Consider the following 13,202-nt stretch of genomic DNA (forward strand, 5'->3'; position numbering starts at 1 on the left):
CGTCAGTCGCCGAGTACCTGACGCAAGTATTCGTTGTCGAACACACGATTCGCGTCGTACTTGTCTCGAACGGCGACAAAGTCGTCGAGTCGGTCGTACGTAGGACGCAGGTCGTCGACGGTCCGGTTGTGCATTTTTCCCCAATGCGGCCGGCCGTCGACGGCGCGCGCGATGGCTTCCACCGCGGCGAAGTATTCGGTTTCGGGTCGTCGGTGGTACTGGTGTACGGCGATGTATGCGGTGTCGCGTCCGTGAGCAGTGGAGAGCCAGAGGTCGTCGGCGGCAGCAAAACGTACTTCGACGGGGAATGCGACGTTGGTTCCGGACTTCTTCATCCAGCGGTCGATTTCGTGGAGTGTCTCGGTGACGTGTTCGCGGGGGATCGCGTATTCCATCTCCTTGAACTTCACCCGGCGCGAAGACGCGAATACTCGGTAGCTGCGATCGGTGAACTCCCGGGCGCCGAGCAATCGAGACGACACGTTGTTGATTCTCGGGATCGCGGCCGGCGCCAGGGTGGCAACGCGGTTGACGCCTTCGAAGAGTGTGTTCGAGAGGAGTTCGTCGTCGACGAACGCGCGGACCTTGCCCACTGGATCGGGTTCGGTATCTCCGGGCAGTCGCGTATTGCTCTTCGTCAGGACACGGTCGGTGTGCGGAAACCAGTAAAACTCGAAGTGGTCCAAGCCCAGACGATCGCTCTCGAGGGTGTCCAGTATGTGAGACAGCGTGTCGGGTTCCTCGATTGCGCGAAGTGTGAATCGCGGGACGCAGGCGAGAGTGATCTTCGAAATGATGCCGATTGCGCCCAATCCGAGGCGGCCTGCTTCGAACAATTCGACGTTTTCGTCGGCGCTTGCGGTAACGACGGATCCGTCGGCGAGAACGATCTCGATTCCGCGAATCTGCGTGGCGATACCGCCGAATCGTGCGCCGGTGCCGTGTGTGCCGGTGGACGTCGCGCCGGCCAGTGACTGGACGTCGATGTCACCGAGATTGGCCATCGCATATCCGCGTTGCCACAAGGCGTCGTTGAGAGCATGAAGGCGAGTGCCTGCAAAAACAGTGACCAGCGCACCGTCGTCGGTCGGTGTGATCGAGTCGATTCCGCTCAAGTTGTCCAGGCTGACGAGGACACCGTCAGTGACCGCGACACCGGTGAACGAGTGGCCGGCGCCGACGGCCTTCACACGTTGGCCACGCGAGGCGGCCTCGGCGACCAACGACGAAAGTTCACGGGTATTTGTCGGCGTCGCAAAGCGACGCGGCGCGGCGCTTTGAGTGCCCGCCCAGTTCTGCCAAGTGTCCGAAGCCATTACGCAATAATGTACTTGGACGGTCGTCCAGGCAAGTATTGCGCGAAGATTTTGTCATTTGCGTTCTACGATCATTGGATGCTGAACAGGCTCCCGGCGGACGAACGCCGCACACAATTGGTCGAGTCCGCCTTGTCTATTGCGGAACAGCGCGGTGTCAGTTCTGTGACGGTAAGGGCGGTGGCAGAGGAGGCCGGGGTATCGCTCGGCGTCGTTCATTACTGCTTCGAGAGCAAGGAAGCGCTGATCGCGGCAATGGGTGAAACGCTCATTCTGCAACTCAGTGCGTCGATGCAGTATGCGTTCGCGCAGGTCCGCCACGCGCCGGATCTCAGTGGCGTGCAGGGGCTCAGGGAATTGCTGCACATCGGCCTGACCGGAATGTGGCCGACCATCGAGGCAACCCCGGATCGTCAGTTGTTGACCTACGAAATTACCGCGCAGGCACTGCGTAGTCGCAATCTCGGAGCCGAACGTGCTGGGGCGGTTGCATTTGAGCAGTACCGAATAATGGATGAGCTCGCGGTGTCGTTTCTCGAAGAGTGCGCCAAGATATCGGGCACGGTGTGGACGGAGCCGTTGAGTTCGATTGCGCGACTGAGTCTTGCAATGATCGACGGCCTTGTTCTGCGATGGCTGGTCGATCGTGACTCCGACGCGACTATTGCCGAGTTCGGAGAAATGGTTCAGGTAATCGCCAATAAAGCAGTGGTCGCGCCTCAGTAGAACCGCCATCCTGGACATACGTCCAGGATTGGTGATTGACTGGTCGCACGCCGCGACGATTGGATCATCTGTGACCAGGACCCTTGATCGACTCACTGCTGCCACGCGAGAACTCGACCCGCCTCTGGCTGCTCTGGATCTGACCACACTGCGCAGTAATGCAGCCGACCTGGTGCGCCGTGCCGGTGGAACCCCGGTGCGAGTGGCGAGCAAATCGGTTCGTTGTCGGACGGTTCTGGCTGAAACTCTCGGCGACACACTGACCGCGTCCGGCGGATTCCGCGGAATCATGGCGTACTCACTGCGCGAGGCTCTGTGGCTGGTCGGGCTGGGCGCACGGGACATCCTGATGGGGTACCCGACCGCCGATCGTGGCGCCATCGCGGATCTCGCTGCCGACGACACCGCTCTCGCATCGATCACCTTGATGGTCGACGACGATGCGCAGTTGGACCTCATTCGTTCGGCGTCGACGGGAGATGCGCCTGTCCGGGTGTGTCTCGACGTCGACGCGTCACTGCGGATCGGTCCGATTCATCTAGGCGTACGACGCTCGCCGCTGCGCGAACCTGCCGCGGTCGCCGCACTCGCGGCGCGTGCGCGCCAACGCGGATTCTCCGTCGTCGGAGTGATGTTCTACGAAGCCCAGATCGCCGGCCTCCCGGACACCAGCGCTCCGATCGGTTGGGTCAAGAAGGCCTCTGCCCGCGAACTGGCGTCCAGAAGGGGCGCTGTGGTCGCGGCCGTCACCGATGCCGTGGGTGCACTCGAGATCGTCAACAGCGGCGGTACGGGGTCGCTGGAGGTCAGCTCGGCCGATCCTGTGGTGACCGAGGTAACAGCAGGCTCCGGACTGTACGTACCGACCCTGTTCGACCGCTACCGTGCCTTCCGTCCCGATCCGGCGCTGTTCTTCGCGCTGTCGGCCGTGCGCAAACCGACGCCGTCGGTCACGACCCTTTTCGGCGGCGGATACATCGCGTCGGGACCTGCCGGAGCCACCCGCGTTCCGTCACCGGTCTGGCCCGCCGGTCTCAAACTGCTCCGTAACGAAGGTGCCGGCGAAGTCCAGACGCCGGTCACCGGGAAGGAAGCCGGCAACATCGCGATCGGCGACCGCGTGTGGTTCCGTCACGCCAAGGCCGGCGAGCTGTGCGAGCGCTTCGACCGCGTGTACGTGGTCGAAGCCGACGGCACCCGAACCTCGGTTCCCACCTATCGCGGCGAAGGGCAGTGCTTCGGGTAGGGCAGTGCTTCAGGTAAGACAGGCTTCGGCTAGCTCGTCAGCCTCATGAATGCACCCAGTTCGACCAATCCCGCAGGCGTACTGGGCATGTACTGCGTCAACGCGTGCGATCGAACGATGATCGCGCACCACTTGCCGCGTGAGACAGCAACATTGAGACGGTTTCGCGACAGCAGGAACGACATCCCTCGCGGGACGTCCTCGACGGCAGATGCGGCCATCGACACGATTGCCACCGCAGCCTCGCGGCCCTGGAACTTGTCGACGGTCCCGACCTCGACCTCCGTGAGACCGGCCTCGGTGAGATCGCGCTCGACGGTGCCCACCTGGGCGTTGTACGCCGCGACCACGAGAATGTCCGACTGCTCCAGCGGCCTGGTTCCCTCGAACTCGCTCGGGTCGGTCCAAGGCGTACCGAGAAGGCCCTGGATCTGGCGAACGATTTCCTGGGACTCTTCCGGGGAGTAGGTGGAATTGCCGCGGTGATCGACGAACACCGTGTGTACTCCGGCAGCGAGTCCGTCGAGCTTCCTTGCCGCACTGACGGTTTCCTGGGAACGCAGCTTGCCCTCGTACGACAATGCGGACACGGGCGCACACAGATCCGGGTGCATCCGCCACGTTTTCTCGAGGAAGTAGCCGAGTTCGGGTGGCAGTGCGCCGTGTCCCTCGGCGAGCCAACCGAGTGCCGATTCGTCGACAGGTTCGGGGTGAGTACCTTGGCTCACCTGCGGCAACTGCTGCGGATCGCCCAGCAGCAACAGGTTTCGCGCGGAAATCGCGACGGCAATGGTGTTCGCCAGCGCGAATTGACCTGCCTCGTCGACCACGAGCAAGTCCAAACTGCCGGCGGGAACACGATCGGTGTTCGCGAAGTCCCACGCAGTGCCGCCGATGACGCAGCCGACGCCTTCGGCCTCGGCGATGAATCTCGCATATTCTTCGGATGCGATGTCCTGCCATTCTGCGGTCTTGCTGCGGCTGCCCTTCTTCGCGACCAGTGCAGGGTCCACGCCGGCCTTCAGAATGCCGCCGAGCATGTTCTCGACCACCGAATGTGACTGAGCCACAACTCCGATTCGCCACTGATGTTGTTCGATCAGTGTCTTGACGACACGAGCACCCGTGTAGGTCTTGCCCGTACCAGGGGGACCCTGTACTGCCACGTAGGAATCATCGAGGTCGAGAAGTGCGGCGGTGATGGCGTCCGCGTAGTTGTTGTCGGTGCCGACGGGCGGGAGCGGTGAACCCGAGCGTGTCCTCGGGGTGCTGCGCCGGAGAATGTCGACCGCTGCTACGGGTGGCAGTTCGGGCAGGATCTCGCTGGCGCCGGATGCGGCAGCGGCGATGGACTTCTCCATGCGTCCGGTGGGAATCGGACGACCAGGTGCCAATGCGACTGGAGCATCGAGGTATTCGTCACCGCCGAGCAGTTCTTCGACGGTGACCACGTCGAGTCCTTCGGACTTGACCACGGCGGTGACCTTGACGCTGCTGGTGCCGCGTTGGGTGGGGTTCTCGCTTGCAACGGCATCGGGGGAGGGGGTTGCGTAGAGAGCGAACAAATCACTGCCCGGACTCAAAGATGTTCCGGTGCCGAAACTTCCGGTCAATTGGATGTGGCGACGAAACTTCTTCTGCCGCGGGGTGCTCTTGTGCCAGTCCGCTTCGATTTCGGACTGCTCGACCACCATGACGTCGCGGATGTCCACGAGGTCTTCGATCGGTGTGACCAATCGGTCGAAGTGGGCCCACCAGTACGGCTTCCGCTCGCGATTGTGGTAACCGACTGCTGCGGCCAGTAGAGCAGCTGCCTGCTGATCGGGGGTACGCGTCGAACCTGCCTTGTGTCCTGCGAATTCGCGGAGCGCGATCTCCGATTCGGTGAGCTCCTCGAGTGGAATCTTGATCTGCCCGGTCGGCTCACGAAGTTCGACGCCGTGTTCGGCGGCGCGCTCCGCGAGCCAATCACGCAGGCGCAGGGTGGATTCGCAGTCGTACTCGTTGTAGTCGGAGATACCCTGAAGAAGTTCCCTGGCCTGGTCGGCTTGTCCGCCGTCCCGCAATTCGCAGTAGTCGGCATAGGCGACGACCGAAGCGGCGGCATTGGTCACGTCGCCGTCGCGGCCGTGCTCACCCATGTAGAGCGGCTCGAGTTTCTTGATGCTGTACGAGCGTTGTCCGATCCGCAGGCACGCGCGGACGATCGGGTACAGGTCTACGAGCACGTTCTCGCTGAGCAGGGTGTCCACGGTCTGCTCGCCGACACCGTGACGTGCGGCCAAGCGCAACAGCGCCGATTTCTCGTACGCGGCGTAGTGGTAGATGTGCATGCCTGGATGAGCTTCTCGACGCGCGGTGACGTAATCGAGGAAGTCGAGGAGCGCCTGGCGCTCGCCCTCGCGATCGTGTGCCCAGAACGGCTTGAACACGTAGTCGTCCGCAGGCCCTTCGACCACACCGAACAGATACTCCAACCCCCAATCGGTGGACCCGTCCTCGGCCCAGAGCGGATCGCCCTCGAAGTCGAAGAAGATGTCGCCGTCGTCGGGGATGGGGAGTCCGCCGAGCGCCGAGGGTTCGTAGACCTCGAATTCGGCGTCGCCGGACAGTTCCTGGCGTAGTTGAACCGCGGCCTGTGCACGGAGTTTGTCGAGTGTTTCCCGGCGGATGCCCTCGACTGGGCCGGTGCTCGCGGCGAGTTCGTCGATTGTCGTGATCCCCGAGACGATCAGCTGTTCACGCTGATTGCCGCGGACGCCCGCAACCAGCAGCAGGTCTCGATGGCTTTCGACCTCGACGCTGCAGGTGTCGCATCGACCACAACGCAGGTACCGATCGTCGAGCCACTGTGTCGGTTTCCCCTCGGCGCGGTGCTCGTCGAGGACTCGTTCGAGTTCAGCTCTACGTGCCGCGAATACCGGCGCGATGTCTCCGATGTCGTGCGACGACGTGCTGCCGTCGCCTAGCAGTAGATGAACTTGATCGGAGGCGGCGATTGCATTGCGCTCCAACGCATCCGCGTATGCGGCGAGTTGTAGAAGTGCCGACACCTTGGCGTGCCGGGAGAGCTTGCTGTCGTAGACCGCGTAGGTGTCGCCTTCGCGGACGAGGAAATCGCAGAACCCGAGGAAACGGCCGTCGAAAAAGGTTCCCTGATAAATGACTGGCGCGCCCGATCGTGCTGCCTCGACGGTGGCCAACGTGGCAGCGGTCAGGCCTGCGCGTGAGTGTTCCGGTCGCGGCATGACGACGACGCCGTCTCCGTGTTGATCGATGAACTTCTGAAGCTGTTCGCGCTCGTGCGAGTCGCCGAGGCTCGACGTCCGCTCGAGCATCGGATCCGCCTCGGCCGCCTCGGCTGAGATCAGACCGGTTCGGGCGTCGAGTTGCCGCAACAGTGCGAACTCGCACGAGGCCGCGGCCGAGAGGTCGCTGGCGCTGTAGACGATCTGATCATCGAGTAGGAACACACGGAGATTGTGCCATCGCTCACCGACAAGGCAACCCACCAGTAATCGCCCACCGCCCGCGGATACCCGTAGGAGAGTGCAGAATGACGAGCATGCCCTTCTTCGACGGACGAACCGGTCAGGTGCACTTTCGGCATTGGCCGGCGGCAGGGGGTGCGGTGCCCACGGTGTCACTGGTCTTTCTGCACGGTCTCGGCCAGCACAGCGGCCAGTATCACCGCTTCGCGGGCGCAATGACGGCGTCGGGGATCGACGTGTGGGCGATCGATCACACCGGGCACGGTTTGTCGGAGGGTGATCCGGGAGTCGGGGCTCCGCTCTCCGATCTTGCTGCCGATGCAGCCGCGCTGGCTGACATCGCCTTGGCGGAACTGCCCGAAGTTCCGCAGGCGGTGATGGGTCATTCGTTAGGTGCCGTGACGGCGCTGACGATGCTGGCTCATCGCGATCACGATTTTGCCTCCGCAGTGCTGTGCGGCATCCCGCGCAGCGCGGTCGAGCAACACGGGTGGGCGGAACTCTCCGACGCGGGCATCCCGGTTTTGGTCGTTCACGGTACCGACGACCGGATCGCCCCGGTCGATCCCGTCCGGGACTGGGCGCGGACGCTGCGCAACGTCGAGATGCGTGAGTTCGAGGACGCCGGTCACGACCTGCTGCACGAGAAGGTTCACGCCAGTGTCACCAACGTCAGCCGTGAATTCCTTCTCGCGCATTCCAGGTAGTCCTCTCAGGAGAGCGCGCCGAGCACCTCTTTCGACGTGACGGGATGCGAGAACATCGGGTAGTCGTAGGTGATCGCGTTCTCGTGTTCGGCGACCGAAGTGCCTGCCACGCAATCGGTGAGTGTGATGACCCGGTAACCGTTCTCGTATCCGGTGCGCATGGTCGATTCGACGCAGCAGTTGGTCAGGAAGCCGCCGAGAAGGATCGTGCGAATTCCTTTGCTGCGCAGAATGAAATCGAGGTTGGTGCTGGCAAAAGTGTCGAGTCCGCGCTTGCCCTCGATGACGATGTCTCCGTCTTTCGGAGTGAGGTCGTCGACGATAGCGGCGCCCCACGAACCTTTCACGAAAGCCTTTCCGTCGACGACGCCCTTGAGGATTCCGTACGGATGCGAGGTGATTTCGTTGTACCCCTCGGCGAAGGTGATCGGTGCGTGCATCACGGTGACACCCGCCGCCCGGGCCGCATCGACCAGCGCGGCGGTGTTCGCGAGGAGTCCGTTCGATTCCATGACTGGTGCGACGGCCTCGTGGAGGACACCGCCCTCGGTGGTGAAGTCGTTCTGGTACTCGATGAGCACGACGGCGGTGGTCGCGGGATCCAATTCGAGCTTGTCGGTCATGGTCGGCACCTTCTCTGTTGTGGTCCGGGTCACGAATCTCCTCAATTAAACAGTTTGTCAGACAAGCAGGCAAGGGGTGGTAGCGTCGCGGCATGGATACGACTCCGTTGTCGCGCATGCCGCTCAGCCTTGCCGTGTCGGGAAGAATCCGTGCTGCCATACTCGACGGCTCGCTTCCCGTCGGCGAGGCATTGCCGACCGAACAGGAACTCGCGCAGACGTTCTCGGTGGGGCGATCGACGGTCCGTGAGGCGCTTCGTGTCCTGCAAGCGCAGGGATTGTTGACCGGCGCGGACACCACTTCTACTGCCAGGCCTCGGGTGACGCACGAGCATACGGCCGATTCCGCAGCCACAGCTCTCAGCACGGCGTTGCAGGTGGGTGCAGTTCCATTGGGCGATCTTGTCGAATTGCGAGTGCTGCTCGAAGCTGCTGCGCTGCGCACTGTCGTCGCGGTGCCGAACGGCGCCCGGGATGCGATCGAGCGGATGCGCGTCGCAACCCTTGCCGACGACTCGGTCGCATTCCACGACGCCGATGTCGACTTTCACGTTGCGCTGGCCGGAGCCGGCGGGAACAAGGCGTTCGGGTTGGTCATGACGGTTCTCCGCGACAGCATCGCCGGCTACCTGCTGAGTGAACTCGACTCGCGCGAGAACTCGGCGGCCACGCTCGGCGCACTGCTGGCAGAGCACGAGGGTATCGCCGACGCGATCGAGCGCGGTGCAGTTGACGAGGCTGCCGTTTTGGTCGAGCGCCATGTGCGCGGATTCTACGAAGGACGAACGCAATGACCACGAGTATCGATCTGTTGGGCGAGCGTCTGCAGAAAGCGGTGGGGGACAGGGCGACAACCGATCCCGACCGAATGGGTGCGTACGTCCGGGATCAATCACTGCTCACCGCAGCCGGAAGGCCCGCCGCGCTGGTCAAGGCGAAGACGGTCGACGACGTCGTTGCGGTCATGACGGTGGCCCACGAACTCGCCGTTCCGGTGGTGACACGAGGGGCAGGTACCGGGTTGGCCGGCGCCGCCAACGCACTCGACGGATGCATCGTCTTGAGCGTCGCGGGCATGGATCGAATTCTCGAGATCGATCCTGCCGCGCGCACCGCCACGGTGGAGCCCGGAGTGATCAACGGTGACCTGGCGGAAGCTGCTGCACAGCAGGGTCTTTGGTACGTACCGGATCCGGGAAGCCGGTCCATCTCGAGTATCGGCGGCAATCTGGCGACAAATGCAGGCGGCATCTGTTGCGCCAAGTACGGCGTCACCGGTGATCACGTTGCGGCCCTGACGGCGGTACTCGCCGACGGGCGTGTGATCCGTACCGGTGCACGGACGCGCAAAAACGTTGCGGGGCTGGACCTGACACATCTGCTCGTCGGGTCGGAGGGCACTCTCGCGGTCATCGTCGAAGCCACGATGCGGTTGCGTACGGCGCCCACTGCCGCGACCACCGTCGTTGCGTTCTTCGATTCCGCGGAGTCCGCGATCGATGCCGTCCTCGCCGTGTCGGCAGTGGCCGAACCGTGTCAGATGGAGTTGATGGACGACGTCACCATCGGCGCCGTCAATCGGCTGACCAAGATGGGGCTGGACGAATCGGCCGGGGCGATGCTACTCATCCAGTGCGACGGTAGGTCGGCGGCCGCCGAGGCAGCGGACTGCGCCGCGGCGTGCGAAAGTGCCGGGGCCCGAGAGGTTTTCCACACCGACGATCCGGTGGAAGGTGAAGAGTTCACCGCCGCGCGCCGCATGGCCTTGCCGGCTCTCGAGGCGTTGGGCACGGTACTTCTCGACGACGTCGCGGTGCCGGTGCCGGCGTTGCCGTCCATGTTGGAATGCATTCGTGAAGCGGCCGATCGCCACGGCGTCACGATCGGAACCTTCGGTCACGCCGCCGACGGCAATCTCCACCCGACCATCGTGTTCGACGCTGCCGAACCGGGTGCGCAGGATCGTGCGCGCGGAGCTTTCGACGACATCGTTGCCGGCGCACTGGCGTTGGGCGGAACGATCAGCGGTGAACACGGTATCGGGGTTCTCAAAGCGCCGTACATGGCGGACATGGTCGGCCAGACCGAACGCGAAATGATGCTTGCAGTCAAGGCCGCATTCGATCCGAAGAACGTTCTCAATCCCGGACGAGGTATCTGAGCGGTTCGTCCGTGCCTCAGTCGCCGGAAATTGCGCTACCAGACGAACGTGTTGCCGCACGACGCTTTTCAAGTGACGATGGCCCTCATGAAGCTGTTGATGCTCGGAGGAACACGGTTCCTCGGCCGCGCTCTCGTCGATGACGCTTTGGCTCGGGGCTGGGAAGTGACAGTGCTCCATCGTGGGCTCACCGGAGCGCCACCACCTACAGCGGAGGTCCTGTTCGCGGATCGCACCGATCAGCGTGCGATGGTTGATGCGCTCGGTGATCGTCGATGGGATCTTGTCGTCGACACCTGGTCGGGTAGCCCCCGAGTGGTCGGTGAGAATGCACGCGTTTTGCGCGGTCACGTCGACCGGTACGCATACATCTCCAGTGGATCCGTCTACCAATGGGGCTTGCACGTAGACGAGACCTCACCAGTGGTGGCCGCATCTGCGACCTCCGATGACTACAGCGATTACGCGTCCGCCAAACGCGGGGCCGAACTCGCTGTCCTGGAATCCTTCCCGGACGCGTTACTCGCGAGGGCAGGTTTGATCCTCGGCCCGCGCGAGGACATCGGGCGGTTGCCGTGGTGGCTGCAGCGCATCGCGGCGGGCGGACGTGTCGTTGCTCCCGGAGTGCCGACCAGACCGTTGCAGTACGTCGATGCCCGCGACATCGCAACCTTTGTCCTGGCCGGACTGGCCGCCGGGATCAGCGGGGCATACGACGTCATCAGCCCGTCCGGCCACACCACTACCTCCGGGCTCCTCCAGGCGTGCGTGGATGCCACCGGTTCGGACGCTGAACTCGTGTGGATCGACGAGGACAGGCTGGCCGCTGCGGGAGTGCAGCCGTGGACACAACTTCCGTGTTGGGTTCCGCAAGAGGGCGAGTTCGCGGGCTTCCTCGAAGCCGACACCGCCAAGGCGGGGCAAGCAGGGCTGCGGTGCCGGCCCGTCGAAGACACCGTGCGCGATACCTGGGAGTGGATGCAGCGAGAAACTCTGCCGACTCAGCGGGAGGATCGTGCGGTGCACGGCCTTCCATCCGAGATCGAAGAGGAACTACTCTGCGCCGGACAGTGAAACGAGTCTGGCCCGGTTCGCATTCGAACCGGGCCAGACTCGTGAAAGACGATCGATCAGGCGTACAGGTCGCTGATCTTGGTCTTGTGAGCTTCGTGAATGATGTTGCGCTTGAGCTTGAGCGTCGGCGTCAATTCACCGGTCTCCTGGGTGAAGTCGACCTCGAGGATCGTGTACTTCTTGATCTGCTCGGGGTTGGAGACCTTCTTGTTCGCGTCGGCAACGGCCGAGTCGATCTCGGCGATCAGGTCGGCGTTCTTCACCAGATCGGCAATCGGGGTGCCGGCGGGCAGGCCGTTGCGCTCGACCCAACCGGGCAGAGTCTCCGGATCGAGGGTGATCAGTGCACCGATGAACGGCTGACCGTCGCCGACGACGAGGCACTGGCTGATCAGAGCGTGCGCGCGCAGGGAATCTTCGAGGCCTGCCGGTGCGACGTTCTTGCCGCCCGCGGTGACGATGATTTCCTTCTTGCGTCCGGTGATGGAGACGTAGCCCTCGTTGTCGATCGAGCCGAGGTCGCCGGTGTGGAACCAGCCGTCGACGATGGATTCGGCAGTGGCCTTCTCGTTGTGCCAGTAGCCGGCGAACACGACCGGGCCCTGCAGGAGGAGTTCGCCGTCCTCGGCGATCCGTGCTGCATGGCCGTTGATCGGCTTGCCGACGGTGCCGACGCGCTGCGCGCTCGAGGTGTTGACGGTGATTGCGGCGCTGGTCTCGGTGAGTCCGTAGCCCTCGTAGATCGGGATGCCGACGCCGCGGAAGTAGTGGCCGAGGCGCGCGCCGAGGGCTGCGCCACCGGAGACTGCACGCTCGCACTCGCCACCCAGAGCTGCACGCAACTTCGAGTAGACGAGCTTGTCGAATACCGCGTGCTTGAGCTTGAGTGCCAGGCCGGGGCCACCCTTTTCGAGGGATTCGCTGTATTCGATGGCGGTGGCAGCAGCCTTGTCGAAGATGCTGCCCTTACCGCCGTCGACTGCCTTCTGGCGAGCCGAGTTGTACACCTTCTCGAACACGCGGGGCACCGAGAGGATGAAGTTGGGCTTGAAGCCGGCGAACTGATCGAGCAGCGTCGTCAGGTCCGACGTGTGGGCGACGGTGACCTTGGCGTCGAAAGCGCCGAAGGAGATCGCCCGCGCGAATACGTGGGCAAGCGGCAGGAACATCAGAGTCTTCTTGCCGGGAACCATGGACTCCGGCATCGCCAGGCGGCAGGCGTTGGACTCGGCGTAGAAGTTGGAGTGCGTCAGCTGGACACCCTTGGGGCGTCCGGTGGTTCCGGAGGTGTAGATCAGGGTCGCGGGCGAGGCGGCGGTGACCTGGTGACGACGAGTGTGCAGTTCTTCGTCGGTGATTGCCGAACCGCGACTGGACAGCTCGTCGATCGCACCCGACTCGATGACAAGAACCTCGCGGAGGGCTTCTGCGCCGTCGGTGACTTCCTTGTGAGTCTCCGCGTGCTTGGCCGTTTCGACGACCAGAAGTGTCGTCGCTGAATCCTCGAGGATCCACTGCGCCTGATCAGGGGAGGAGGTCTCGTAGATCGCGACGGTGCATCCGCCGGCAGTCCAGATGGCGTAGTCGAGAACGACCCACTCGTAGCGAGTCGCGGACAGGATAGCGACGCGGTCGCCGAGCTCGACACCTGACGCGATCAGGCCCTTGGCAACTGCGGAGACCTGCTTCGCGAATTCAGCTGCAGTGACGTCGACCCATCCACCGTTCGACGGCCTCTTGAACGGCACGAATGTGGGGTCTTCTTCGGCGTGACGGAACACGGAGTCGGCCATGGATACGTTCTCCGGAATTGAGAACGACTGTGGAACTGAGAACTCGCGCACTATTGACCCCTCCA

Annotated in this window: 10 protein-coding genes; 6 read left to right on the plus strand and 4 right to left on the minus strand. The window is 63.4% G+C overall.

Translation table 11 applies throughout. From position 1 onward, the window contains the following. Window positions 1–2 precede the first annotated feature (2 nt). A complete protein-coding gene (locus tag P3G66_RS28070) occupies window positions 3–1,316 on the minus strand; it encodes a D-arabinono-1,4-lactone oxidase (RefSeq protein ID WP_054781623.1) in 1,314 nt (437 codons plus the stop codon). Between the two features lie 78 nt (window positions 1,317–1,394). Here P3G66_RS28070 and P3G66_RS28075 point away from each other — a divergent pair, with 78 nt between their 5' ends. After that, complete coding sequence (locus tag P3G66_RS28075; RefSeq protein ID WP_020908434.1) at window positions 1,395–2,042, plus strand: TetR/AcrR family transcriptional regulator; 648 nt, start codon at window positions 1,395–1,397, stop codon at window positions 2,040–2,042. Window positions 2,043–2,112: 70 nt separating this feature from the next. Continuing rightward, window positions 2,113–3,288: an amino acid deaminase/aldolase gene (locus tag P3G66_RS28080; protein WP_003945107.1), complete on the plus strand. Its 1,176-nt coding sequence runs from the start codon at window positions 2,113–2,115 to the stop codon at window positions 3,286–3,288. Between the two features lie 29 nt (window positions 3,289–3,317). Here P3G66_RS28080 and P3G66_RS28085 read toward each other — a convergent pair whose 3' ends face one another. After that, window positions 3,318–6,761 (minus strand): bifunctional RecB family nuclease/DEAD/DEAH box helicase, encoded by a 3,444-nt coding sequence (locus P3G66_RS28085; protein ID WP_276117409.1) that lies wholly within the window; start codon window positions 6,759–6,761, stop codon window positions 3,318–3,320. 83 nt (window positions 6,762–6,844) lie between these two features. Here P3G66_RS28085 and P3G66_RS28090 point away from each other — a divergent pair, with 83 nt between their 5' ends. Then, window positions 6,845–7,486, plus strand: a complete 642-nt coding sequence (locus tag P3G66_RS28090; RefSeq protein ID WP_276117410.1) for an alpha/beta fold hydrolase — start codon at window positions 6,845–6,847, stop codon at window positions 7,484–7,486. A 5-nt stretch (window positions 7,487–7,491) separates the two neighbouring features. Here the strand turns inward: P3G66_RS28090 and P3G66_RS28095 are convergent, their stop codons facing one another. Then, the gene (locus P3G66_RS28095) at window positions 7,492–8,109 is read right to left on the minus strand and encodes a cysteine hydrolase (protein ID WP_030536921.1); all 618 of its coding nucleotides are present in this window, start codon (window positions 8,107–8,109) and stop codon (window positions 7,492–7,494) included. A 92-nt stretch (window positions 8,110–8,201) separates the two neighbouring features. Here P3G66_RS28095 and P3G66_RS28100 point away from each other — a divergent pair, with 92 nt between their 5' ends. From P3G66_RS28100 to P3G66_RS28110, 3 genes are all read left to right on the plus strand, one after another. Then, the gene (locus P3G66_RS28100) at window positions 8,202–8,903 is read left to right on the plus strand and encodes an FCD domain-containing protein (RefSeq protein ID WP_030536920.1); all 702 of its coding nucleotides are present in this window, start codon (window positions 8,202–8,204) and stop codon (window positions 8,901–8,903) included. Beyond that, a complete protein-coding gene (locus tag P3G66_RS28105) occupies window positions 8,900–10,270 on the plus strand; it encodes an FAD-linked oxidase C-terminal domain-containing protein (protein ID WP_228401170.1) in 1,371 nt (456 codons plus the stop codon). Before P3G66_RS28100 ends, P3G66_RS28105 begins: the two co-directional genes overlap by 4 nt. Before the next feature lie 78 nt (window positions 10,271–10,348). Next, window positions 10,349–11,344, plus strand: coding sequence for an NAD-dependent epimerase/dehydratase family protein (locus P3G66_RS28110; protein WP_082931406.1), 996 nt, complete (start codon window positions 10,349–10,351; stop codon window positions 11,342–11,344). Between the two features lie 56 nt (window positions 11,345–11,400). On the opposite strand, the gene P3G66_RS28115 is transcribed toward P3G66_RS28110, so the two are convergent. Beyond that, a complete protein-coding gene (locus P3G66_RS28115; protein ID WP_064689333.1) occupies window positions 11,401–13,188 on the minus strand; it encodes a long-chain fatty acid--CoA ligase in 1,788 nt (595 codons plus the stop codon). Between the last annotated feature and the right edge of the window lie 14 nt (window positions 13,189–13,202).

Source organism: Rhodococcus sp. C3V, assembly GCF_029269915.1.
Lineage (GTDB): Bacteria > Actinomycetota > Actinomycetes > Mycobacteriales > Mycobacteriaceae > Rhodococcus_F > Rhodococcus_F qingshengii.

Coding starts and splice junctions, on each gene's coding strand:
- P3G66_RS28070 (WP_054781623.1), bottom strand. CDS start 1,316: ATGGCTTCGGACACTTGGCAGAACTGGGCGGGCACTCAAAGCGCCGCG.
- P3G66_RS28075 (WP_020908434.1), top strand. CDS start 1,395: ATGCTGAACAGGCTCCCGGCGGACGAACGCCGCACACAATTGGTCGAG.
- P3G66_RS28090 (WP_276117410.1), top strand. CDS start 6,845: ATGACGAGCATGCCCTTCTTCGACGGACGAACCGGTCAGGTGCACTTT.
- P3G66_RS28095 (WP_030536921.1), bottom strand. CDS start 8,109: ATGACCGACAAGCTCGAATTGGATCCCGCGACCACCGCCGTCGTGCTC.
- P3G66_RS28100 (WP_030536920.1), top strand. CDS start 8,202: ATGGATACGACTCCGTTGTCGCGCATGCCGCTCAGCCTTGCCGTGTCG.
- P3G66_RS28105 (WP_228401170.1), top strand. CDS start 8,900: ATGACCACGAGTATCGATCTGTTGGGCGAGCGTCTGCAGAAAGCGGTG.
- P3G66_RS28110 (WP_082931406.1), top strand. CDS start 10,349: ATGGCCCTCATGAAGCTGTTGATGCTCGGAGGAACACGGTTCCTCGGC.